We start from the raw sequence: 23202 nt of genomic DNA, 5'->3' as shown, positions 1-23202 counted from the left end.
GGCCTAGGCTCGCCCTTCATCCAAAAATGGCGAACCCGTGCCCGGTCAGTGCACGTTTCTGCCTGTAGTTTGAACCGCGAGCGCCGGTCTGAACCAGGCAGCGGGCTGAAATGACCGCTGAGCAAAACTCCATTACTTGTTGCAGTTCTGCATATCCGACGTCATAGCCCCGCTGGGGGTGTTGTTGTCGGCATCGTTGCCCGCCGTATCCTTGCAGCGGTCCTCCATACCGTTTGTCTGCGGCGTGGTGGCATTCGTTGCGTTCGGATCGATCGTGTTCGGGGTAGTTGCGCTGCCAGTCCCGGTGTTGCCGCCGGAAGTGCCTGTGTTGACGCCGGTATTGGGGCCGTTACCCGTTCCGCTGGTCCCGGAGCCCATCGATTGTGCCATGGCAGATGTAGCCAGGCCGATAGCAAGTAGGAATGCAGAGAGAATTTTGATCATCTTAGTGTCTCCATCGAGTTGCATCGCGCTATCGCGATCTATACCCAACGAGAGTTTTTTCGAGATGTTCCGTTGGACAGAAATAGTGATCGATACAATCACTATGGACCTTTGTTGCTCGTCGTTTCATGAATGTGACGCCGAAATTCCTGCCGCATAGCGGCAATTTCGTCTGGAACCAAATCGAGCATGCCGCGTTGTTGCGCTTGCGGGGAGTTGTGTCGGGCCGCAGGGGACAGTTTCACCAGGACATTCAAGAAATCCGTGAGCTGGGAGGGGCGCTGTGAGCGTGCTTGCATCCACAAGGCAATTGGATCGCCGTCAAATACTGAACGCACTGAAGGCTTTTCGGAGCGGTGATTTCTCCGTTCGCATCGACAATGTCTATGCCGGCCTCGATTCCGAGATCGCCGATACCTTCAACGAAATCGTAGAACTCAACGATCAGGTCACGCGCGAGTTCGAACGCCTCAGCAAGGTCGTCGGCAAGGATGGCCGGATCGGCGAGCGCGGCCGTGTCCGCAACGCCACCGGCAGTTGGGAATCGAGCGTCCGTTCCGTCAACGATCTGATTGAGGACATGGTTCAGCCGACGGCGGAAGTGGCGCGCGTCATCGGCGCGGTCGCCAAAGGCGACCTGTCGCAGACGATGATGGTCGAAATCGACGGCCGGCCGTTGCGCGGCGAATTCCTGCGCATCGGCAAGATCGTCAACACCATGGTCGGGCAACTGGCCTCCTTCGCCTCGGAGGTGACGCGCGTGGCGCGCGAGGTCGGCACCGAAGGCAAGCTCGGCGGCCAGGCCCGCGTGAAGGGTGTGGCCGGAACCTGGAAGGACCTGACCGACAACGTCAACGCCATGGCGACGAACCTGACCGGGCAGGTGCGCAACATCGCCGAGGTGACGACCGCCGTCGCTTCCGGCGACCTGTCGAAGAAGATCACCGTCGACGTAAAGGGCGAAATCCTCGAGCTCAAGAACACCATCAACACGATGGTCGACCAGCTCAATTCCTTCGCCTCGGAAGTGACACGCGTGGCGCGCGAGGTCGGTACAGAAGGCAAGCTCGGCGGCCAGGCGCGCGTCGAAGGTGTCGGCGGCACCTGGAAGGACCTGACCGACAACGTCAACCTGATGGCCGAAAACCTGACCGGCCAAGTGCGCAACATCGCCGAGGTGACCACGGCTGTGGCGCTTGGCGACCTGTCGAAGAAGATCACGGTCGACGTCAAGGGCGAGATCCTCGAGCTGAAATCGACCATCAACACCATGGTCGACCAGCTGAACTCCTTTGCCGGCGAAGTGACGCGCGTCGCCCGCGAAGTCGGCACCGAGGGCAAGCTCGGCGGCCAGGCTCAGGTGCGCGGCGTTGCCGGCACCTGGAAGGACTTGACCGACAACGTCAATTCGATGGCCGAGAACCTGACAGGCCAGGTCCGCAACATCGCCGAGGTGACGACCGCCGTCGCTTCGGGCGACTTGTCGAAGAAGATCACCGTCGCGGTGCAAGGCGAAATCCTCGAGCTCAAGGACACCATCAACACGATGGTCGATCAATTGAACTCCTTCGCGTCCGAAGTGACGCGCGTGGCGCGCGAGGTCGGCACCGAAGGCAAGCTCGGCGGCCAGGCCGAGGTGAAGGGGGTCGGCGGCACCTGGAAAGACCTGACCGATAACGTCAACCTGATGGCCGCCAACCTGACCGGCCAGGTCCGCAACATTGCCGAGGTCACAACCGCAGTGGCCCGCGGCGACCTCTCGAAAAAGATCACCGTCGACGTCAAGGGCGAAATCCTCGAGCTCAAGGACACCGTCAACACGATGGTCGACCAGCTGAACTCCTTCGCCTCGGAAGTGACGCGTGTGGCGCGCGAAGTGGGATCGGAAGGCAAGCTCGGCGGCCAGGCGCATGTCGAGGGTGTCGGCGGCACCTGGAAGGACCTGACCGACAACGTCAACGCCATGGCCGGCAATCTGACCGTGCAGTTGCGCGACGTCTCCAAGGTGGCAACGGCAATTGCGACGGGCGATTTGACCCAGAAGATCACCGTCGATGCGCTGGGCGAGATCCTGCAGATCAAGGACGTCATCAACACGATGGTCGACCAGCTGAATTCCTTCGCCTCCGAGGTGACGCGCGTGGCGCGCGAGGTCGGTTCCGACGGCAAGCTCGGCGGCCAGGCACAGGTGCGCGGCGTTGCCGGCACCTGGAAGGACCTGACCGACAACGTCAATGCGATGGCCGCCAACCTGACCGGCCAGGTGCGCAACATCGCCGAGGTGACGACTGCAGTGGCGCTTGGCGACCTGTCGAAGAAGATCACCGTCGATGTGCGCGGCGAAATCCTCGAGCTGAAGGACACCATCAATACTATGGTCGACCAGCTCAATTCCTTTGCCTCGGAGGTGACGCGCGTGGCCCGCGAGGTCGGCACCGAAGGCAAGCTCGGCGGCCAGGCGCAGGTGCGCGGCGTTGCCGGCACCTGGAAGGATCTGACCGACAATGTGAATTCGATGGCCGAGAACCTGACCGGCCAGGTCCGCAACATCGCCGAGGTGACGACGGCTGTGGCGCGCGGCGACCTGTCGAAGAAGATCACCGTCGACGTCAAGGGCGAGATCCTGGAGCTGAAATCGACGATCAACACCATGGTCGACCAGCTGAACTCCTTTGCCGGCGAAGTGACGCGTGTCGCCCGCGAGGTCGGCACCGAGGGCAAGCTCGGCGGCCAGGCGCGGGTCGAGGGCGTTGCCGGCACCTGGAAGGACCTGACCGACAACGTCAATCTGATGGCGACGAACCTGACCAACCAGGTGCGCGGCATCGCCGATGTCGTGACCGCGGTCGCGCAAGGCAATCTCAAGCGCAAGCTGACGGTGGATGCCAAGGGCGAGATCGCCTCGCTCGCCGACACCATCAACGGCATGATCGAGACGCTGGCGACCTTCGCCGACCAGGTGACCAACGTCGCCCGCGAGGTGGGCATCGAAGGCAAGCTCGGCGGTCAGGCCCGGGTGCCCGGCGCTGCCGGCCTTTGGCGCGACCTGACCGACAACGTCAACCAGCTCGCGGCCAACCTGACCACGCAGGTGCGCGCCATCGCCGAGGTGTCGACGGCGGTGACCAAGGGCGATCTGACCCGCTCGATCAGCGTCCAGGCCTCCGGCGAGGTCGCGGCCCTGAAAGACAACATCAACGAGATGATCCGCAATCTGAAGGACCAGACGCTGAAGAATGCCGAGCAGGACTGGCTGAAGACCAATCTCGCCCGCTTCTCGCGCATGCTGCAGGGCGAGCGCGACCTGGCCACGGTCTCGCGTCTCATCATGTCCGAACTCGCCCCGCTGGTGAATGCGCAATATGGCGTGTTCTACGTGACCAACCGCGACGAGGACGAATCGTATCTCGAGCTTGCGGCCTCCTATGGCGCCGAAAGCAAGGTGGAGATCAAGCAACGCCTCGATCTGCGCGAAGGCCTTGTCGGGCAAAGTGCCGCCGACAAGCGCGCCATCATGCTGGACAATGTGCCGCCGAATTTCCTGCGCGTCACCTCTGGCCTTGGCAATGCCGCGCCGGCCAACGTGATCATTCTTCCGGCTCTGTTCGAGGACGAGGTGAAGGCCGTCATCGAACTCGCCTCGTTCAGCGAATTCCGCGACACGCACCAATCGTTCCTCAACCAGCTGATGGAATCCGTCGGCATCGTTCTCAACACCATCGCCGCCACCATGCGCACCGAAGGCCTGCTCAAGCAGTCGCAGCTGCTGACCTCGGAGCTGCAGGCGCGTCAGACCGAGCTGACCAAAAAGCAGGAAGAGCTGCACGCCACCAATGAGGAGCTGCAGGAAAAAGCGCAGCTGCTCGAGAACGAAAAGAAGCAGGTGGAGAACAAGAACCTCGAAATCGAGATGGCGCGACGGGCGCTGGAGGAGAAGGCCGAGCAACTGGCGCTTACCTCGAAATACAAGTCGGAATTCCTCGCCAATATGAGCCACGAACTGCGCACGCCGCTGAACTCGCTGCTCATCCTTTCAAACCTGCTCGCAACCAACCAGCAGGGCAATCTCAACGACAAGCAGGTCGAGTTCGCGCGCACCATCAACTCGGCCGGCACCGACCTTTTGAGCCTCATCAACGACATCCTCGATCTGTCGAAGATCGAATCGGGCACCGTCTCGATCGACATCAACGATATGCCCGTGGTGCATCTTCGCCAGCATATGGAGCGAACCTTCCGGCAGCTGGCGACCGACAAGGGACTTGGCTTCACCATCAATGTCGACCCCGCGCTTCCGGAGACCGTCCGCACCGACGAGAAGCGGTTGCAGCAAATCGTGCTCAACCTTTTGTCGAATGCGTTCAAATTCACCTCGCAAGGCGAGGTCCGTTTGAATTTCCGGGCCGAAAAGACGGGCCGTCACAACGGTTCGGCGCAACCGATGGAGGCGCTCGCGATCGTGGTCAGCGATACCGGCATCGGTATTCCGCAGGACAAGCAGAAGCTGATTTTCGAAGCCTTCCAGCAGGCCGACGGCACCACCAGCCGCAAATATGGCGGCACCGGGCTCGGGCTCTCGATCAGCCGGGAGATCGCCCGGCTGCTCGGCGGCGAATTGCGGGTCGAGAGCACGCCGGGCAAGGGTTAGACGTTCACGCTGGTCATTCCATTCGACGGACCCCGGATGGCCTTGGCCCCGCAAGCGGCGTTGCTGCCGGCGATGGAGGTGGCCGCAACGCCGCTTACGGGGCCAAGCCCGCCGTCCTCCGAATTGCTCGATGACCGCGACACGATCTCGCCGGAAGATCGGGTCGTGCTGATCGTCGAGGACGACCCGACCTTCGGCGGTTTGCTGCTCGGCCTCGCACGTTCGGCCGGGCTGAAAGGCGTCCTGTCGACCGCCGGCTCCGGCACACTGGCGTTGGCGCGCAAGCTGGTTCCCGACGCGATCACGCTGGATCTCGGACTATCGGATATCGACGGCTGGGTGTTGTTCGATCTGCTTCGCCATGACCCGAAAACCAAGGACATTCCCGTCCATGTCATTTCGGGCGCCGAAGATATCGAGGTGCTTGCCCGCAAGGGTGCATCCAGCATTTCAACCAAGCCCGTGTCGTCGGACGAACTGATGAAGGTCTTCCAGGACATTCACTCCAGAAAGCTCCGCGTCCAGCGCCGCGTTCTGATTGCCGATACCGATCCCGAGCGCCGCCTTTCGCTGATCGACGCGATCCGCGACGGCGTCACCTCGGTCACGGCGATCGGCCGCGTCGCGGCGAATGCGGACGATATCGGCATCGCCAACTATGATGCCGTTGTGCTCGGCTTTGGCCGCTCGGCCAAGGACAATGCCCAGATGCTGGATGAGATTGCCGTCCTGTTCGGACAATCGGTGTCGCGACTGCTGTTCTTTGCGCCTCATCCGGAAGCGCTGCAACAGTCGCTCGCCTTGCATCCGGCATTGGCGGATGTCCCGCGGGCGGAGAATTTCGCGCAGCTGGCTCTCCTGATATCGGCAACGCTCCCCGGGCGAGGCCACGAAAACGATGGTGCGGCAGCCGAACAGCCGGACAAGTTCGACCTGGCCGGCGCAAAGGTCCTCATCGTCGACGACGACATCCGCAACATCTATTCGCTTACCAGCGTTCTCGAAACCTATGACATCCAGGTGCTGCACGCGGAACGCGGCCGGGAAGGTATCGCGCTTCTGGAGCAGAGCCCGGACATCGACGCCGCACTGATCGATATCATGATGCCGGAAATGGATGGCTACGAGACGATGCGGCAGATCCGCGGCATGCCGGCGATCGCCCATATCCCGTTGATCTCGGTCACCGCCAAGGCAATGAAGGGCGATCGGCAAAAGTGCCTCGACGCCGGCGCCTCCGACTACATCGCCAAGCCTGTCGACCTCGATCTGCTGCTGGCATTGCTGCGTGTCTGGATCGGCCGCTCGCGATCCCGTGTCCATGGTCCGGAAAAGACGCTCATGGCAGTGAACTGACGGCCGCTCGATGCAGAAACTGTCGAGGCACGGAGCAAGAAAGCTGGAGGTCATGGCGCCGGCAGCGGGGCCGGCAAAGGCGCGCATCCTGGCCGTGGATGACGACGAGCGCAATCTGCTGGCGATCGGCGAGGTTCTGGCTCCTATCGGTGAAGTCGTCTGCGTGCAGTCGGGCGAAGAGGCGCTGCGCGCACTGCTGAAGGAGGATTTCGCCGTCATTCTGCTGGATGTGCTGATGCCGCGGCTGGACGGCTACGAGACGGCGGGACTGATCCGCCAGCGCGAGCAATCCAGGCGAACGCCGATAATTTTTCTCACCGCCATCAACAAGGAAGACGCCCACATGCTGCGCGGCTATGACGCCGGCGCGGTGGATTACGTGTTCAAGCCCTTCGACCCCGCCATGCTGCGTTCCAAGGTCGCCGTGTTCGTCGAGCTTCACGAGAAGACGCTTGAAATCCAGCAAAAGGCGGCTGCCGAGCAACGGCTGCTGGCCCAGGCACTGCAGGCGCAGCAGGAAAAGCTCGAGGCCGAGCGGGCGCTGCGCAGCGCCCAGGAGCGGCAGCATGCCATTTTGAGCTCTCTTCCGGTCTGCTTCCACGCAAGGGCGGCGGAACCGCCGTTCGGCGCCAGCTTTGTCACCGAAGGGGTCGAACGCCTGACCGGCTTTCCTGCCGAAAGCCTGACCTCCGATCCAGGCTTCGGCCTGAGCCGGGTTCATCCCGACGATCTGCCGAGAGTGAGGCAAGCCCTGCTCGCAGCCAAGGCCACCGGCTCCTACACCTGCGAATTCCGCTGGCAATGCGCCGACGGCAATTACCGGATTTTTCTCGACCAGGGCGTCCTGTCGAACGGCTCCGACGGCCGGAGGCCTGAGATCCTCGGCACGTTGCTGGATATTACCGAGCGGCGCGAGCTTGAGAACCAGCTGCTGCAATCGCAGCGCCTCGACGCGATCGGCAAGCTTACCGGCGGCCTGGCGCATGATTTCAACAATCTGCTTGCCGCAATTCTCAGCGGGTTGGGATTGCTCGAGCGCCACGCCGAGTTCGATGGACAGACCAGGCAGGTTCTGGAACTGACACGCCGGTCGGCAAAACAAGGCGCCGAGCTCGTCAACCGCATGCTTGCCTTCTCGCGCCGCCAGACACTGAGGCCGCAGGCCGTGCGCCTCGCCGCGCTCGGCGATACAATGAACGGATTGGTGGCCCCGGTCCTGGGCGGCCTGATCCGTTTCGATTGGCTTGTCGACGACACTGTGTGGCCGGCGCATGTCGATGCCAGCCAGCTGGAGCTGGCGCTGATGAACCTGGTCTTCAACGCGCGCGATGCCATGCCGTCCGGCGGCACGATAATCGTGGAGGCGCAAAATCGAACGCTAGGCAGTGCAGCCGAGGATATTTCGGCGGGCGACTATGTCGTGGTCACCGTCAAGGACACGGGGTCGGGCATACCGGCCGATATTCTCGCCAAGGTCGTCGAACCGTTCTTCACCACAAAACCGGTCGGCAAAGGCACTGGCCTCGGCCTGAGCACGGTGCATGGCTTCGTCAAGCAATCGGGCGGCACGCTTCGCATCGAAAGCACCGTCGGCAGTGGAACATCCGTCCAGCTCTGGCTGCCGCGTTCAATCGAGCGCCCGGTGGAAATCGCCGAGAAATCCGATTCCGACGACACCGTCGTGAATGCCGGCGAGGACTATCCATCGGTCCTGCTGATCGACGACAGCAATGTATTGCGGGAACTGACGGCGCAATCGCTTCGCCAACACGGCTTTGCGGTGACCTGCGCCGGGGGCGGCGCGGAAGCGCTGGCGATGATCGAGCGGGCACCGTACGATTTCGACGTCATCGTCACCGATTTTGCCATGCCGCTCGTCTCAGGCCTCGAGGTCATTCGGTTCGCCCGCAATCTGCGGGCCGATTGGCCGGCGGTGATGATAACCGGATATGCCGATGCCGACGCGATCGCCGACCGGCTCCCTGACGTGCCGCTGCTCGGCAAACCGCTGCGCGAAAAGGACCTGATGGAGAGCATTCTTGCAGCGGCTGCGCGCACCGGCTCGCAGAGGGCCAAGCAGGCCCAGCCGGTGAAGAAGCGGACCATTGGAACCTGACGTACAGGTTGTCGTTGGATAGGTCGTTAGCTGCGTTAGGATCGGAGGAAAGACTGATGGCGACAGCGGACTGGGCTCTTCCTGAACGCTTCACCTTTCAAGGGAACTCGATCGCCTGGGGCGCGATGGGCGAGGGCTCACCCGCGGTATTGCTGCATGGCACGCCTTTCTCATCGTCGGCATGGCGTAGAATTGCGCCTTTGCTCGGCCAACAGAGGCGAATCTATTGCTTTGACATGCTCGGCTATGGTCGATCCGACAAACCCGACAGCGACGTGTCCCGTGGCATGCAGAACGAGCTTTTCGCGGCCCTTTACGATCATTGGGGCCTGCGTGACCCCGATATCGTTGCGCATGATCTCGGCGGCTCAACAGCGTTGCGCGGTCATTTGCTCAACGGGCTCGACTACCGGTCGCTGGTGCTGATCGATCCGGTCGCAATCAGCCCGCAAGGCTCACCACTTGTTCAGGCCGCCAAGAAACACGAGACGGTCTTTTCCGGCCTCCCGCACTACATTCACGAAGCGATCCTGCGCGCCTACATCGGCGGCGCCGTAGCGAATGCGCTGCGCGAGGAAGAGATGGCGCTTTACCTCGCGCCGTGGCTGGGAGCCGAAGGCCAAAAAGCCTTCTGGCGCCAGGTCGCTCAGATGGATGACAAATACTCGCAAGAGGTCGAGTGGCGCTACGGTGAGATTCGTTGCCCCGTTGCCATCCTGTGGGGCGAGGACGACCAGTGGATTCCCATCGCCGACGGTCGCGAGCTCGCGCGCCGCATTTCGAGCGCTTCCTTCCACGTCGTGCCGAACGCGAAGCATCTTATGCAGGAGGACGCGCCGGAAGCGATCGTGGCGACAGTGCTTGGCTTCTGGCGAGACCTGGAGGAGCGGGCAAATGCCCGCAAAAAATCGGCTTCGGCCGCTCGATCTCCACCGCGTCAATGACCGCGTCGGGCGCCTCTATCCGGTAGCCGATGCGAAGGACAGGAATCCACTCCTTAGTGGCAGTCTTGAATCGAAACGGTACGTTTCGTATCGTTGACCTAACAGCATCCAGCCTGTGCGCAACACCGAGCGCCGGCCATGGCGCGCTCGACGGGCTGTGATGCGGTTGATAAGCCCTCTCCCCAAGGAGAGTCGAGACATGACCGTTGCGATCGAGATGGGCCAGACGAGCGCAGGCGCCCCGGCGGCGCTGGATCTTGAAGAACTGCTGGCGACGCGGCTTCTGGTGCAGGGCAATTCGGGTTCCGGCAAATCCCATCTGCTGCGCCGGCTCTTGGAGCAGAGCGCGCCCTGGGTACAGCAGACCATCATCGATCCCGAAGGCGACTTCGTGACGCTCGGCGACCGGTTCGGCCATTTGGTGATCGATGCCGAGGAGCACACCGAGCGCGGCCTGCAGAGCGCCGGCGAGCGGGCGCGCATCCACCGCGTCTCCACGGTGCTCAATCTCGAAGGGCTCGACGCCGAGAACCAGATGCGCCGCGCCGCCGCCTTCCTCGGCGGGCTGTTCGAGGTCGCCCGCGACCACTGGTACCCGATGCTGGTGGTGGTGGACGAGGCGCAGCTGTTCGCGCCGGCGGTTGCCGGCGAGGTTTCGGACGAGGCGCGCAAGCTCTCGCTCGGCGCCATGACCAATTTGATGTGCCGTGGCCGCAAGCGCGGGCTGGCCGGCATCATCGCCACCCAGCGGCTGGCCAAGCTTGCCAAGAATGTCGCCGCCGAGGCGTCCAATTTCCTCATGGGCCGGACCTTTCTTGATATCGACATGGCGCGCGCCGCCGACCTACTCGGCATGGAGCGGCGCCAGGCTGAGGCTTTCCGCGACCTCGAGCGCGGGCAATTCATGGCGCTCGGCCCGGCGCTGTCGCGCCGTCCGCTCGGCTTGCGCATCGGCCCGACCGATACAAGTCCGCGCAACGCGACCCCGCGCCTGATGCCGTTGCCGGAAGCGGCACTGGAGGATGCCCGCGCGATCATCCTGGCGGCCCCGCCGCCGGAAACCGTCCGGCCGCAGCGCCGCTCGTCGCCGGACCTGCTCGATCAGCTGATGGCGGCAAAATCGGCGGCGCTGGAAATCCGCCCCGAACCGGTGGAGCCGCCGATCAGCGCCGAGGATCTGGCGGAGCGGCGCGAGCGCGTCGACCGGGTGCTGCGCGCCGTGCTGGCGCAACCCGATGCCGGCTTCCGCGTCATCGGCGTGCTCTATCAGGAGTTCGTGGTCCGCTGCCGCATCGAGGGCCTCGCCTCGGTCGTGCCGGACCTGCCGGAGTTCCGCCGCATGCTGACGCGCGCCCGCGCCGGCCTCGGCTCCGACATGGCCGACGACGACGCCTGGCAGGACGTCTCGGCGCGCGCTTCGCTGCTGCCCGAGGATATGCAAGGCGTCTTCATGATGATCGCCCGCGCCGCCAAGGAGGGCTGGCCCTGCCCGAGCGACGCGGCGATCGCCCGCGCCTACGGCTCGCACTCGCTACGCCGCGCCCGGCGCTTGCTGACCTACATCGAGGAGCAGGGGCTGATCGTCTGCCAGCTCGACGGGGTTGGAAGGCGGACGGTGACGCTGGTGGAACTGGCCTGGGCAACGGCACCGGGGGATCCCGGTGCTGCGGAGGCGGAGCAGGGGGGTGCGGTGGGGTGATGGACTGATGCGGTTTAGGCGAAAGCTGACGTCGCTCAACATCAGCAAAGCGCCAGGGCGCTCATTGCCGAACCACTACTCAGACGTCGCGTTTTGAGCTGAGCACCCGACGCCTCCACCCCTACCTCTGAAAATGCCCCAACCCGTCCTCATTCAGATAGTCCACCGTCATCACCCGCGCGTGAATGCTGCCGGGGGAACCGACGAACGTCACCGATGACAGCGAGCCGATCGGCGCGTTCTCGCCGCGGGGGGTGAGGGCATAGGTGTCGCCGTCCCAGTGTTCGAGCGTGAATCGCATGGGCTTGGGGCCGAGTTCGAGCACCAGCTTTTCGCCATCAGCCAGCACGTTGGCGGTGTCGAAATAGTTGCTCGTATATTCGCCGGCGTAGAAGGATGGACTGCGCGCCTTGGCGGGGTTCGTCGGCTTGTCCTTGCCGGCGAGGTCGCCCACTGGCTTGTAGTAGCCCATGAACCGCGGCTTGATGTAGGGATACCAGTCGCGGGTCACCTGGCCATATTGCACGATGTCCATAAAGCTGGCGGCGACCGCCTCGGCGGCGCCGACGGGGGAGCCGTTGGTGAGCACGACGATACCGACATCGGCCGAGGGCAAGACCTGGAAGGTGGTGCCGGCGCCGAGCAGGAAGGCGCCGGAATGGCCCATGGTGGTGCGGCCATTGGCGTTCACCCCCACATTGAAGCCATAGCCATAGGAGCTGGCCCGCGTATCGGGCGTCTCGCCGCGGTAGGTCACGATCTGCGGTGTGATGGCCGGCTGCAGGATCTTCGGGTCGATCATGGGCTGGCCGTTATACGCGCCGTCGGCAAGCAGCAGGATCATCCACTTGGCAAGATCCTGGGCGCTGGAGGAGACGCCGCCCGCCGGCGCCTGCTGGTCGGGATCGCGGTCGTAGAGCGGCTTGAAGACATTGTCCGCCACGCGCGCATGCAACAGGGCGCGGTCGTTGCCGGCGGCAATGAAGTCCTTGTGCAGGTAGCTGCTCGAACGCATGCCTAGCGGATCGAACAGCAGGCTCTTGGCCAGCGGCTCCCAAGGCTGTTTCTCGGCATGGGCCACCGCCTCGGCGCCGATCGTCGTGCCGAAGTTGGCGTAGTGATAGGAGATGCGGAAGAGATCGAGCGGCACCATCCATAGGCTGCCGACGATCTGCTTGCGTTGGAAGCCGAGATCCTCGAGCTCGTCGCCCGCCGCCATCGGCAAGCCCGAGCGATGGGCGAAGAAATCGCCGATGGTGGCGCTGCCCGAGACATAGTCGAGATTGAGGCGGAAGCCATCCCAGACCTTGCCGACCGGGGTATCCCAGTCGAAGCTGTGGTCCTTCGTCATGGCGATGGCGGCCACCGTGGCCGAGATCGACTTCGACACCGAGGCGACCTGGAAGATGGTGGTGCTGCTGACCTTAGAGGTGTCGTCCCGGTTGTCGCGAAGGCCATAGCCTTCGTCAAAGATCATCTTGCCGCCATGCACCACCGCCACGGCGAAGCCGGGAACGTTGGATGCGTCCGCGACTTTCTTGACGATGTCCGGCAGGGCGGCCACCGCCTTCTCGACGCCGTCGGGATACAGCTGCATAGCATCCTGCGGCGGCGATGGCCCAAGCTCCGGCACGTAGGACTGCGCGGCTGCCATGGCGGGCAGCATGGTAACGAGAGAAAGTACCAGGAGAGCAGCGACTTTCTTCATTGCATGTCCTCAAACTTGCACCGATGATCGGACCATACGCGGCAAGATGAAAGATGGTCACGGCTATTTTCTACCGATATGTTTAAGTTCCAAAGATCAGACAGAGACGGCGGCTGCGCGTCATGTGATTTCGGGACCTGGTGAAGTATCCGCGTTACCTACGCGGGCGGCAATTGGACGGCGGGAGAACGTCAACATTCCAAGCCCGGGCGGCATCCAATCAGGAGTTGTTCGCCAACGGGCTGGCGGCCAACCAGAAAGTCATCGAAAGCCAATGGCCCATCGCGAGGTCTACGGCCTGCTGCATGGGGTCCTGATGGTCAAGGGGCAGGGGCGCTTCGTCTTGACCGATCTTGCTTGCGGCAAGTGGGCCGAAAGCTGCCCTTCCGCTTTCGGGACGAACGCCTGATTCAGATCCAAACTATTGCACCAAGCCACTCCCGCCCTGCTGCTACTTCTTGCTTAATCAGAGATCTGACCGTGCCCGCATAAGGTTTTGTGCGTTGTCCCATTGCCACGATGAGTTCTAGATTCTCCTTGTAGATGAGGCGGGCAAAGTTAGCCGCTTTCACCTCGCCCTCGGCCTCCGCAGTATTAAACCGTCGATACCAAGCTTCGCAGCGCTCGACCAATTGTACAAGTTGTGCACAGACTTGAGAACGTGCTCGCACTAGGCGGGGCTGTTCGAGGTCGCCCGCGACCACTGGTACCCGATGCTGGTGGTGGTGGACGAGGCGCAGCTGTTCGCGCCGGCGGTTGCCGGCGAGGTTTCGGACGAGGCGCGCAAGCTCTCGCTCGGCGCCATGACCAATTTGATGTGCCGTGGCCGCAAGCGCGGGCTGGCCGGCATCATCGCCACCCAGCGGCTGGCCAAGCTTGCCAAGAATGTCGCCGCCGAGGCGTCCAATTTCCTCATGGGCCGGACCTTTCTTGATATCGACATGGCGCGCGCCGCCGACCTACTCGGCATGGAGCGGCGCCAGGCTGAGGCTTTCCGCGACCTCGAGCGCGGGCAATTCATGGCGCTCGGCCCGGCGCTGTCGCGCCGTCCGCTCGGCTTGCGCATCGGCCCGACCGATACAAGTCCGCGCAACGCGACCCCGCGCCTGATGCCGTTGCCGGAAGCGGCACTGGAGGATGCCCGCGCGATCATCCTGGCGGCCCCGCCGCCGGAAACCGTCCGGCCGCAGCGCCGCTCGTCGCCGGACCTGCTCGATCAGCTGATGGCGGCAAAATCGGCGGCGCTGGAAATCCGCCCCGAACCGGCGGAACCGCCGATCAGCGCCGAGGATCTGGCGGAGCGGCGCGAGCGCGTCGACCGGGTGCTGCGCGCCGTGCTTGGTTTCGTGTCATCGGCGTGCTCTATCAGGAGTTCGTGGTCCGCTGCCGCATCGAGGGCCTCGCCTCGGCCGTGCCGGACCTGCCCGAGTTCCGCCGCATGCTGACGCGCGCCCGCGCCGGCCTCGGCTCCGACATGGCCGGCGACGACGCATGGCAGGACGTCTCGGCGCGCGCCTCGCTGCTGCCCGAGGATATGCAAGGCGTCTTCATGATGATCGCCCGCGCCGCCAAGGAAGGTCGGCCCTGCCCGAGCGACGCGGCGATCGCCCGCGCCTATGGCTCGCACTCGCTACGCCGCGCCCGGCGCCTGCTGACCTATATCGAGGAGAGGGGCTGATCGTGTGCCAGCTCGACGGGGTCGGACGGCGGACGGTGACGCTGGTGGAACTGGCCTGGGCGACGGCGCCGGGCGATCCCGGTGCCGCGGAGGTGGAGCAGGGGAGTCTGGTGGGGTGAGATTGGCGCCACGCTGCTCGGCGCATTGATTGGGATCGAGGTCCGGCGGCGGCTGATCGGCAGAAAGCCGCTACGGCTCTACATTGCCGGCGCGGTCGCGGTGATGATCGGGTACATGCGCCCTGAGGGCATCCATGCCGTCTCCCAGGCGGAGAAAATCCTGATGGTGGCTATTCTGCAGCTTGCCGCCGCCATCGGTGGGACCGTCTACTGGCTGGTGGCGGTCAAATTGCGCGCTATCCTGATACTCTTGCTCAAGTGTCTGCTCTGCGGCGCCAAGTCGCGAGCGGTTTCATGCGCATTTTTCGAACGAGGTTTGCGATGAAAATGTCCCGTTTTTCGAACACCGGCGCTGCGGCATGGCTGGTTGCGGCCCTGCTCAGCCTTGCCGCGCTCGGCGTCGCGAAAGCGGAGGCTGCCGACATGCACCAATTGTGCCGCCAGGTGCGCAACGACGACACGATCCAGGACTATTCGCCCGCGCTTCATGACGAGACGGTCCAGGCGTTCAAGGCGCTGGCTCCGGACGCTCAAATTGCGCCGGACGATTCCGAACTGCGGGCACAGGCCCAATATCGCTGCATGGACGGCAAGGTCATGGTCTGCTTCGTCGGCGCCAACCTGCCCTGCACGAAGATGAACGCGGCACGCGACAATCCTGGTGCGGATGGTTCTGCCGGCAGAATCCAAACGCGCAAGACGTTCCAGCCGTCGCGACGGGTCACGATACCGCTTATTCCTATCGATGCCGCAACGGCCAAGCTGAGATAGCAGACGACTTGTGGGAACTCGACGAACGGGGCTTCGCGAAGAAGCTTTGGGCCGAGCTACCCGATCGCTAAGTCCGCTCACGCTGCTGCGCGCCTGTTTTGGCTAGCCGGAGGATCGGAATGGGTCTCGACGTGGCAGTTTTCAAAAGCGCTTCGACCATGGAGCGGGAATTCCCCGGCTATCGCTTTCAGCGGGAACCGACAACGGGCGAATGCGAGGTGATTCATCCCGAGGGCGTAAATCTCGCCTTGAACGCTGTCACGGTGTGCAACTGGCGTGTCGGAAACATCGCCCACGTCGGCGCGCTTAGGGAGGCGATTGCCGGCCTTCTTGGCGAAGGCTCGGCCTTGGAACGGATTGTCCTCTATTCCGGCAGCCACGCCGGAGACGTGATCGACGAGCCGGGCTTCGGCGAACTCGAGCGCGAATTGACGCTCATCGGTTCCAGCCCCGACGCATGGGTTCGGGAATTTGCCGATGGACTATCGGAATCGATCCGCATGGCACGGCGCGAGAAAAACCCTATCGTGTTTGTGTGACCGGCGAGCCAAGCAGAGCCCCCATGGCCGGATTTTTCTCGATATCGACATGGCGCCGCACAACCCGCTCAGCGCCGTGTCGACGGCGGCATGCCTGCAGATTGCGGCGACGGCCCCGAATTTCGTCCTTCAGGAATTTCCGAACGACACCTGGGACGTTACCGACAAGCGGCCGGACCCCGACAGTTTCCTCGTCGGCGCCGCAGGGCATGACGGCGAGGGTATCCTGACGATCAGCGACGAGCCGGGCATCGGCGTTTCGCTCCGCCCGGATGCCGCTGAGAATTCCCGTACCGGGCAAGGAAGATGCATACCCGGCTCCACAAGGACGGGTCGGTGATGGACCAGTAAGCGGGTGGAGGTAGGATTGTCTGTAAGCAGCAGCAACGCATTGGGCACGCCATAGGCCACACAGGTGCCCAGCCAGACCAGTGCTGGCGGACGGAAAGCGCCTCACGCGGTTCCTTGACGATAGTCGACTTTCCCGAGCTAGATGTGCCGTTGACGATGATTATGCGGCAGCTCGTGTTCGATCATTTCAGACTGTTCCCACCGCTCAGAGGCTAATCCTCTTCGCCAATTTGTACTTCAGCAACATGGCGATGGCCTCCAAAATAGCGGCTCAGTTTGAAGAAGATGAAGCGAGCCGCATCGCTGTGTGGTCAGTCGTAGAGGAGTTGGTTGAGGTGGCCGAGAATACGTTTCGTCGGGCCAGGACGGCGGAAGAGGCTCGGGGCGCAACACACAGCATTGTTCACTCATCAAGCCGGCATCCTATCCCGGCCGGTTGGCCGTCCTTCCTTAAATTCCGTGATCCTGTACGTGTGGTCGAAACGGGGACGGGCGCGGGAGTAATCAGGCGGGGCGGGGCTCGCCCAAATTATTCAGAGGGTGGCTGAATGCATTTTCGACTATGGATAGACGAGCCAATCAAGCCTCGCAAACAGGCATCTCTAGCCGAGATTCACGCTTTGCGCAGGCATATCCACCCCCAGATGAAGCGGCTGTGGGAGCAGTTCCCTCTATCGGGCCACAAAGAATGGCTCAGGACAACGCCCCCTGTGCAAGGAGAAATTGCTGTTCTCGAGCAACGGGGCTCAAAGGAATACGTCCCCCTCGTAACTAGCAAAGCTGCGCTATATTGCTCGCTTGATATTCTGTTTATGCGAACCGAGCCCCCCGGACATCTTATAGGGCACGGCGGTGATATCGATAACCGCCTGAAGACGTTGTTTGATGCCCTCCGAGTGCCTCCCTTAGATCAGATCAATTCACTTGGCTCCGCAACCGAAGGCGACGAAAACCCGCTTTATTGTCTGCTAGAGGACGATGCCCTGATTGCAAACGTCAATGTGACAACGGATCGCTTGCTGATTTCCGATAAGCCACACGACATAAGGGCAATAATCAAGGTTACGCTTCATGGTTCCAAGCTCACTTGGGGCAACATGGATCTGCTCGGGACTTGAATCAGTGTGACGAGTACAGCGCGCAAACCGCAGTCAGGTACGACACTGCGATCATGGCGAGGCCAGCCGACAGGCGGCATCGCGGGCGGGCGGGGATCATGTCTCCCTCCCGCATTGCACAATTCCCCCGCATCAGCAAAATGCATTCATGATCCGCAAATCCCTCACTGTCCTGGTGATCGATGAAAACCACATCCGCGCTTCCATAATCGAAGCAGGACTGCGGGAGGCCGGGCATCAGCAGGTCACGGTCATCCATGACGTCACCGGCATAGCGCGGCGGATCGCCGAGATCGAACCCGACGTGATCGTCATCGACCTCGAAAATCCCAACCGCGACATGCTGGAAAACATGTTCCAGCTTTCGCGCGTGGTGAAGCGGCCGATCGCCATGTTCGTCGACCGCTCGGATCAAGCCTCGATCGAGGCAGCGGTGGAAGCGGGGGTGTCGGCCTATGTCGTCGACGGCCTGCGCCAGGAGCGCGTTAAGCCGATCCTCGACATGGCGATCAGCCGCTTCAACGCGTTTTCGCGCATGGCACGCGAACTGGAAGAGGCCCGCAGCGAATTGGAAAGCCGCAAGGTGATCGATCGCGCCAAGGGCATCCTGATGAAGTCGCGCGGCCTGTCGGAGGACGCGGCCTATACGCTGCTGCGCAAGACCGCCATGAACCAGAACCGCAAGATCGCCGAAATCGCCCAGAGCCTGGTAACGGCGGCAGGCCTTCTGGATCCCGAGGAGAGTTGAGAATGGCGGCCGAGCACCGGATCAATGCTGGCTTCATGCCGCTCTTCGACAGCGCGGTCCTTGTCGCAGCGAAGGAAATCGGTTTCGCCTTGCGCGAAGGCATCGATTTGACGCTCAACCGGGAAACGTCGTGGGCCAACATCCGCGACCGCATTGCCATCGGCCATTTCGATCTCGCGCACATGCTGGGGCCGATGCCGATCGCCTGCAATCTCGGGCTGACGCCGCTCGCCTCCGACACGGTCGTGCCGTTTTCGCTCGGCCTTGGCGGCAATTGCGTCACGGTTTCGAACGCCGTCTGGGCAGGCATGGCCGCGCACGGGGCCCGACCCGACCTCGATCCGGCGCGGGCCGGCAAGGCGTTGGGGGCGCTGATCCGCGAACGGGCGAATGCCGGCGGCGATCCGCTTCGCTTCGCCGTCGTCCATCCCCACTCCGGGCATAATTACGAACTGCGCTACTGGCTCGCCGCCTGCGGCATCGACCCGTCGCATGAGATCGAAATCGTCATCGTGCCACCCCCCTTCATGGCCGACGCGCTCGCCGCCGGCAGGATCGACGGCTACTGCGTCGGCGAACCCTGGAACAGTGCTGCGGTCGTCGCCGGCACCGGCCATATCGCCACGGTCAAGGCGGCCATCTGGAAGACCAGCCCGGAGAAAGTCGTCGGCGTGCGCAAGGCATGGGCGGAGAAACACCCGGACGCGCTTTCGGCCCTGCTGCGCGCGCTGCATCATGCAGCGCGCTGGTGCCAGGATCCGGCAAACCGTGGCGAACTCGCGGCCCTGATGGCGCAGCCGGCCTTCCTTGGCCTTGCGCCGGCGCTGCAGATGCCGATCCTCGGCGGCCATCTTGCGCTCGGCGGCGGCGCGGAACTCAGCGTCGGCGACTTCTTTCTGCCCTTCGACAAGGCGGCGAATTTCCCGTGGAAGAGCCATGCGCTGTGGTTCTACACGCAGATGGTGCGCTGGGGGCAGGTCAAGCACAGCGCCGCCAATATGGCGCTGGCCCGCGACACCTATAGGCCCGACCTCTATCGCGCGGCGCTGAAGCCGCTCGGCGTCGCTCTGCCGGGTGCCAATGCCAAGGTCGAGGGAGCGCTTACCGTTGCCACGCCGGTCGGTTCGGCCGGTGCCAGCCTGGTTCTTGGCCCGGACGGTTTCTTCGATGGTCAGATCTTCGATCCCGACGAGATCGACGCCTACATTGCCGGCCAGAAATTGGCGCGCGCCGAAGCCTGATCATTTCCGCGCCATTCTTGTGCACTGCACAAAAAATGTGCGTGCAAATGCGCTAATGAACAATCTTTGGCTTGCTCGCCCGGCGGGCCGGGGCGCCGAAGATTGTGGCATGTCGTTGATCTCATTGATGTTTGTCGTCCATTCCGAAACTGGCACGGTTCCTGCCTTGTAATAGGCAGACTCTTCTCGGAGTCACGGAATACGCGTCCAATGGCGGGCGCTACAGGCAAAGCTGCCGCTCAGGTCAACACGCGATCCCGGATGGACGGACGCGCGAGGCCTGGCCGGCGGCTTTTTTGTTTTCACGCAATCGACGGCGCCGATCCCAAGCCGCGCCCAACCGGAGATGACGATGACGAAACGCATCAAGAGCCATTCCGCCCAAACGGCGATCAGCCGCCGCGATTTCCTGAGGATCAGCGCGGCCACCGCGGCGACGCTGGCCGCGGCGCGTGCGCTGCTGCCCTCCGGCGCCTATGCGGCACCCGCCGCGCCGGAAGTCACCGGCGCCAAGCTCGGCTTCATTGCGCTGACCGATGCGGCACCGCTGATGATTGCCAAGGAAAAAGGCCTGTTCGAAAAATTCGGCATGCCTGACGCCGAGGTGCTCAAGCAGGCCTCGTGGGGGGCGACGCGCGATAATCTGGTGCTCGGCGGCGAAGCCAATGGCATTGACGGTGCCCATATCCTGACGCCGATGCCCTATCTGATGCACACCGGCAAGGTGACGCAGAACAAGCAGCCGCTGCCGATGGCGATCGTGGCGCGGCTCAACTACGACTGCCAGGGCATTTCTGTCGCCCAGGAATATGCCGCCACCGGCGTCGGCCTCGATGCCTCCAAGCTGAAGGACGCCTTCGCCGCCAAGAAGGCCGCAAGCAAGGAGGTCAAGGCCGCCATGACCTTCCCGGGCGGCACGCACGACCTCTGGCTGCGCTACTGGCTGGCCGCCGGCGGCATCGATCCCGACAAGGACGTCTCGACCATCGTCGTGCCGCCACCGCAGATGGTCGCCAACATGAAGGTCGGTAACATGGACGTGTTCTGTGTCGGCGAGCCGTGGAACGAGCAGCTCGTCCACCAGGGCGTCGGCTTCACCGCCGCCACCACGGGCGAGCTGTGGAAGGGCCATCCGGAAAAGGCGCTCGGCCTGCGCGCCGAATTCATCGACAAGTACCCGAACGCCACCAAGGCGATCCTGATGGCCGTCATGGAAGCCCAGCAATGGTGCGAAGCAAAAGAAAACAAGGACGAGATGGCCGCCATCGTCGGCAAGCGGCAGTGGATGAACGTGCCGACCGCCGACATCATCGGCCGCCTCAAGGGCGACATCGATTACGGCAATGGCCGCGTCGCCAACGGCACCGACCTCTATATGAAGTTCTGGCAGGGCGGCGTGTCCTATCCCTTCAAGAGCCACGACAGCTGGTTCCTCGCCGAGAACATCCGCTGGGGCAAGTTCGCGCCGACCACCGACATCAAGGCGCTGGTCGACAAGGTCAACCGTGAGGATCTGTGGCGCGAGGCGGCCAAGGATCTTGGTGTCGCCGCGGCTGATATCCCGGCGTCTTCGTCGCGCGGCACCGAAACCTTCTTCGACGGCAAGATCTTCGATCCGGAGAACCCGTCGGCCTATCTCGACAGCCTGAAAATCAAGGTGTCGGCCTGACCCTGACATAGACGCGCGCGGCAGGCGGTGGCAACGCCGCCCGTTGTGCACGTGCTGCCAAGGAGTTTTTCGAAAAAATGTCTATCCAAGCCATCGAGGACCGCAAGGTGAAGCCGTTCCCCGCGCCGGCCAAACCCGCCGAAATCATCGCCTTTACCGCCAGGGCGCGGCGCCGCTTCGACCCGGCCGCGATCGCCGCCAAGCTGGCCAGCACGCTGGTGCCGCCGGTCATTGTCATCACCATCATGCTCGTCGTCTGGCAGGTCGCCTGTTCGTCGCCCACAGCCAGCCTGCCACCGCCGAGCCAGGTGTGGAACGAGGCCTATGACCTGATCGCCCACCCGTTCTTCGACAATGGCCCGCAGGACATAGGACTCGCCTGGCGGGTGCTGATCTCGCTGCAGCGCGTCGCCATGGGCTTCGGCCTGGCGGCAATCGTCGGCGTGGCGCTCGGCGCGCTCGTCGGCCAGTCGATCTGGGCGATGCGCGGCCTCGATCCGGTCTTCCAGATCCTGCGCACGGTGCCGCCGCTCGCCTGGCTGCCGCTGTCGCTGGCGGCGTTCCGCGATTCCAGCCCGTCGGCGATCTTCGTCATCTTCATCACCTCGATCTGGCCCATCATCATCAACACCGCGGTCGGTGTCCGCAACATCCCCGATGACTACCGCAACGTCGCCCGTATCCTCCGGCTCAACCAGTTCGAGTTCTTCGTGAAGATCATGGTGCCGGCGGCCGCGCCTTACATCTTCACCGGATTGCGGATCGGCATCGGCCTGTCGTGGCTGGCCATCGTCGCCGCCGAAATGCTGACCGGCGGCGTCGGCATCGGCTTCTTCATCTGGGACGCGTGGAACTCGTCGCGGCTGCCCGACATCATCGTCGCGCTCGCCTATATCGGCGTCACCGGCTTCTGCCTCGACCGCCTGGTCGCGGCGGTCGGCGCCTTCGTCACCCGCGGCACAACGGCAAAGTGAGGAAAGCGCCATGACGGCCTATCTGAAGCTCGACCATATCGACAAATCCTTCGCCCGCGGCAGCCAGGTCAGCGACGTCCTGAAGGACATCCGGCTGACCATCGACAAGGGCGAATTCGTCTCGATCATCGGCCATTCCGGCTGCGGCAAGTCGACCTTGCTCAACCTGATCGCCGGCCTGACCAAGGTCTCGGCCGGCGCCGTTCTGCTCGAGGACAAGGAGGTAGACAGCCCCGGCCCGGAACGCGCCGTGGTGTTCCAGAACCACAGCCTGCTGCCATGGCTGACCGTCTACGAAAACATCAATTTGGCAGTCACGAAGGTCTTTGGCCGGAGCAGGAGCCGGGCCGAGCGGCATGACTGGATCATGCGCAATCTCGATCTCGTGCAGATGGCGCATGCCAAGGACAAACGTCCGGCCGAGATTTCGGGCGGCATGAAGCAGCGCGTCGGCATCGCCCGGGCGCTGGCCATGGAGCCGAAGATCCTGCTGCTCGACGAGCCCTTCGGCGCGCTCGACGCGCTGACACGCGCCCATCTTCAGGACGCGGTGATGGATATCCATTCCAGGCTCGGCTCGACGACGATCATGATCACCCATGATGTCGACGAGGCGGTGCTGTTGTCCGACCGCATCGTCATGATGACCAACGGCCCGGCGGCCACCATCGGCGAGGTTCTTGCCGTGCCGCTGGCCCGGCCGCGTCGGCGCATCGAGCTTTCCTCCGACCGCACCTTCCTGCGCTGCCGCGAGGCGGTGCTGAAATTCCTCTACGAACGCCACCGCTTCGTCGAAGCCGCGGAGTAGGGCAATAACCTGAAAACTCGTCATCATCATTGGCAATCTGCATCGGCAATGGGCAATCTACCGCATTGCACAAATATTATGCTGCTGTGCAAGGCATTCTGACTAATCTTTGATCCGCAGCCGAGCTTGTTCAAAAGTCGCGCGGCTGCGGTTCACATTGGTTTCATTCGATAATTCTGGGCGCTGTCGAATTGGCACGCTTCCTGCTTTTGAAAATGTAGGTCCGCAAGGGCCAAGTGACACGGCGTCCAATGGCGGGCGCCACAGGCAA

Annotated in this window: 16 protein-coding genes and 2 pseudogenes; 16 read left to right on the top strand and 2 right to left on the bottom strand. The window is 63.1% G+C overall.

Annotated elements, in window-relative coordinates; genetic code table 11:
* Positions 1–132: 132 nt before the first annotated feature.
* Positions 133–444, bottom strand: coding sequence for a hypothetical protein (locus tag NKJ40_RS02405; protein WP_352464436.1), 312 nt, complete (start codon positions 442–444; stop codon positions 133–135).
* Positions 445–733: 289 nt separating this feature from the next.
* On the opposite strand from NKJ40_RS02405, the pseudogene NKJ40_RS02400 reads away from it, so the two are divergent.
* The 4 genes and pseudogenes from NKJ40_RS02400 (at position 734) to NKJ40_RS02385 (ending at position 11207) form a co-directional block, all read left to right on the top strand.
* Positions 734–6448: pseudogene (locus NKJ40_RS02400) on the top strand (HAMP domain-containing protein).
* Positions 6449–6500: 52 nt separating this feature from the next.
* Positions 6501–8564: a PAS domain-containing hybrid sensor histidine kinase/response regulator gene (locus tag NKJ40_RS02395; RefSeq protein WP_352464434.1), complete on the top strand. Its 2064-nt coding sequence runs from the start codon at positions 6501–6503 to the stop codon at positions 8562–8564.
* A gap of 56 nt (positions 8565–8620) precedes the next feature.
* Positions 8621–9508, top strand: a complete 888-nt coding sequence (locus NKJ40_RS02390) for an alpha/beta fold hydrolase (RefSeq protein WP_352464432.1) — start codon at positions 8621–8623, stop codon at positions 9506–9508.
* 199 nt (positions 9509–9707) lie between these two features.
* Positions 9708–11207, top strand: a complete 1500-nt coding sequence (locus NKJ40_RS02385) for a helicase HerA domain-containing protein (protein WP_352464430.1) — start codon at positions 9708–9710, stop codon at positions 11205–11207.
* Between the two features lie 121 nt (positions 11208–11328).
* On the opposite strand, the gene NKJ40_RS02380 is transcribed toward NKJ40_RS02385, so the two are convergent.
* On the bottom strand, positions 11329–12915 hold the full coding sequence (locus tag NKJ40_RS02380) for a serine hydrolase (protein ID WP_352464428.1): 1587 nt from the start codon (positions 12913–12915) through the stop codon (positions 11329–11331).
* Positions 12916–13189: 274 nt separating this feature from the next.
* On the opposite strand from NKJ40_RS02380, the gene NKJ40_RS02375 reads away from it, so the two are divergent.
* The 12 genes and pseudogenes from NKJ40_RS02375 to NKJ40_RS02320 all read left to right on the top strand — a co-directional run bounded on the left by NKJ40_RS02375 (position 13190) and on the right by NKJ40_RS02320 (position 22931).
* Positions 13190–13324, top strand: coding sequence for a hypothetical protein (locus NKJ40_RS02375; RefSeq protein ID WP_352464426.1), 135 nt, complete (start codon positions 13190–13192; stop codon positions 13322–13324).
* 268 nt (positions 13325–13592) lie between these two features.
* Positions 13593–14712: pseudogene (locus NKJ40_RS02370) on the top strand (ATP-binding protein); the annotation flags it as partial.
* Positions 14675–15037 carry a hypothetical protein gene (locus tag NKJ40_RS02365; protein ID WP_352464424.1) on the top strand — a complete coding sequence of 121 codons (363 nt, stop codon included), beginning with the start codon at positions 14675–14677 and terminating at the stop codon, positions 15035–15037. The pseudogene NKJ40_RS02370 and the gene NKJ40_RS02365, both read left to right, overlap by 38 nt.
* Positions 15034–15483: a hypothetical protein gene (locus NKJ40_RS02360; protein WP_352464422.1), complete on the top strand. Its 450-nt coding sequence runs from the start codon at positions 15034–15036 to the stop codon at positions 15481–15483. Before NKJ40_RS02365 ends, NKJ40_RS02360 begins: the two co-directional genes overlap by 4 nt.
* Positions 15484–15602: 119 nt before the next feature.
* Positions 15603–16022 (top strand): hypothetical protein, encoded by a 420-nt coding sequence (locus NKJ40_RS02355; RefSeq protein ID WP_352464420.1) that lies wholly within the window; start codon positions 15603–15605, stop codon positions 16020–16022.
* Positions 16023–16071: 49 nt separating this feature from the next.
* Positions 16072–16362, top strand: a complete 291-nt coding sequence (locus NKJ40_RS02350; protein ID WP_352464418.1) for an enolase C-terminal domain-like protein — start codon at positions 16072–16074, stop codon at positions 16360–16362.
* Between the two features lie 559 nt (positions 16363–16921).
* The gene (locus tag NKJ40_RS02345) at positions 16922–17491 is read left to right on the top strand and encodes a hypothetical protein (protein WP_352464416.1); all 570 of its coding nucleotides are present in this window, start codon (positions 16922–16924) and stop codon (positions 17489–17491) included.
* 148 nt (positions 17492–17639) lie between these two features.
* The gene (locus NKJ40_RS02340) at positions 17640–18239 is read left to right on the top strand and encodes an ANTAR domain-containing response regulator (protein WP_352464414.1); all 600 of its coding nucleotides are present in this window, start codon (positions 17640–17642) and stop codon (positions 18237–18239) included.
* Between the two features lie 2 nt (positions 18240–18241).
* Entirely contained in the window at positions 18242–19480 is a 1239-nt protein-coding gene (locus NKJ40_RS02335; protein ID WP_352464413.1) for a CmpA/NrtA family ABC transporter substrate-binding protein, read from the top strand.
* A gap of 352 nt (positions 19481–19832) precedes the next feature.
* Positions 19833–21149, top strand: a complete 1317-nt coding sequence (locus NKJ40_RS02330) for a CmpA/NrtA family ABC transporter substrate-binding protein (RefSeq protein ID WP_352464411.1) — start codon at positions 19833–19835, stop codon at positions 21147–21149.
* 77 nt (positions 21150–21226) lie between these two features.
* A complete protein-coding gene (gene ntrB / locus NKJ40_RS02325) occupies positions 21227–22123 on the top strand; it encodes a nitrate ABC transporter permease (RefSeq protein ID WP_352464409.1) in 897 nt (298 codons plus the stop codon).
* A 10-nt stretch (positions 22124–22133) separates the two neighbouring features.
* Positions 22134–22931: an ABC transporter ATP-binding protein gene (locus NKJ40_RS02320; RefSeq protein WP_352464407.1), complete on the top strand. Its 798-nt coding sequence runs from the start codon at positions 22134–22136 to the stop codon at positions 22929–22931.
* Positions 22932–23202 lie beyond the last annotated feature (271 nt).

It is taken from the genome of Mesorhizobium sp. M0119 (assembly GCF_040322615.1).
Taxonomy (GTDB): domain Bacteria; phylum Pseudomonadota; class Alphaproteobacteria; order Rhizobiales; family Rhizobiaceae; genus Mesorhizobium.
Note: the sequence above shows the minus strand (reverse complement) of the source record. Positions and strands in the feature narration are given on the sequence as shown.

What these genes read in the sequence shown, in the direction of transcription:
- NKJ40_RS02360 (WP_352464422.1), top strand. Translation starts at nt 15,034, where the DNA reads ATGAAAATGTCCCGTTTTTCGAACACCGGCGCTGCGGCATGGCTGGTT.
- NKJ40_RS02345 (WP_352464416.1), top strand. Translation starts at nt 16,922, where the DNA reads ATGCATTTTCGACTATGGATAGACGAGCCAATCAAGCCTCGCAAACAG.
- NKJ40_RS02375 (WP_352464426.1), top strand. Translation starts at nt 13,190, where the DNA reads ATGGCCCATCGCGAGGTCTACGGCCTGCTGCATGGGGTCCTGATGGTC.
- NKJ40_RS02405 (WP_352464436.1), bottom strand. Translation starts at nt 444, where the DNA reads ATGATCAAAATTCTCTCTGCATTCCTACTTGCTATCGGCCTGGCTACA.
- NKJ40_RS02380 (WP_352464428.1), bottom strand. Translation starts at nt 12,915, where the DNA reads ATGAAGAAAGTCGCTGCTCTCCTGGTACTTTCTCTCGTTACCATGCTG.
- NKJ40_RS02395 (WP_352464434.1), top strand. Translation starts at nt 6,501, where the DNA reads ATGGCGCCGGCAGCGGGGCCGGCAAAGGCGCGCATCCTGGCCGTGGAT.
- NKJ40_RS02335 (WP_352464413.1), top strand. Translation starts at nt 18,242, where the DNA reads ATGGCGGCCGAGCACCGGATCAATGCTGGCTTCATGCCGCTCTTCGAC.
- NKJ40_RS02355 (WP_352464420.1), top strand. Translation starts at nt 15,603, where the DNA reads ATGGGTCTCGACGTGGCAGTTTTCAAAAGCGCTTCGACCATGGAGCGG.
- ntrB (WP_352464409.1), top strand. Translation starts at nt 21,227, where the DNA reads ATGTCTATCCAAGCCATCGAGGACCGCAAGGTGAAGCCGTTCCCCGCG.
- NKJ40_RS02340 (WP_352464414.1), top strand. Translation starts at nt 17,640, where the DNA reads ATGATCCGCAAATCCCTCACTGTCCTGGTGATCGATGAAAACCACATC.
- NKJ40_RS02390 (WP_352464432.1), top strand. Translation starts at nt 8,621, where the DNA reads ATGGCGACAGCGGACTGGGCTCTTCCTGAACGCTTCACCTTTCAAGGG.
- NKJ40_RS02330 (WP_352464411.1), top strand. Translation starts at nt 19,833, where the DNA reads ATGACGAAACGCATCAAGAGCCATTCCGCCCAAACGGCGATCAGCCGC.
- NKJ40_RS02320 (WP_352464407.1), top strand. Translation starts at nt 22,134, where the DNA reads ATGACGGCCTATCTGAAGCTCGACCATATCGACAAATCCTTCGCCCGC.
- NKJ40_RS02350 (WP_352464418.1), top strand. Translation starts at nt 16,072, where the DNA reads ATGGCGCCGCACAACCCGCTCAGCGCCGTGTCGACGGCGGCATGCCTG.
- NKJ40_RS02385 (WP_352464430.1), top strand. Translation starts at nt 9,708, where the DNA reads ATGACCGTTGCGATCGAGATGGGCCAGACGAGCGCAGGCGCCCCGGCG.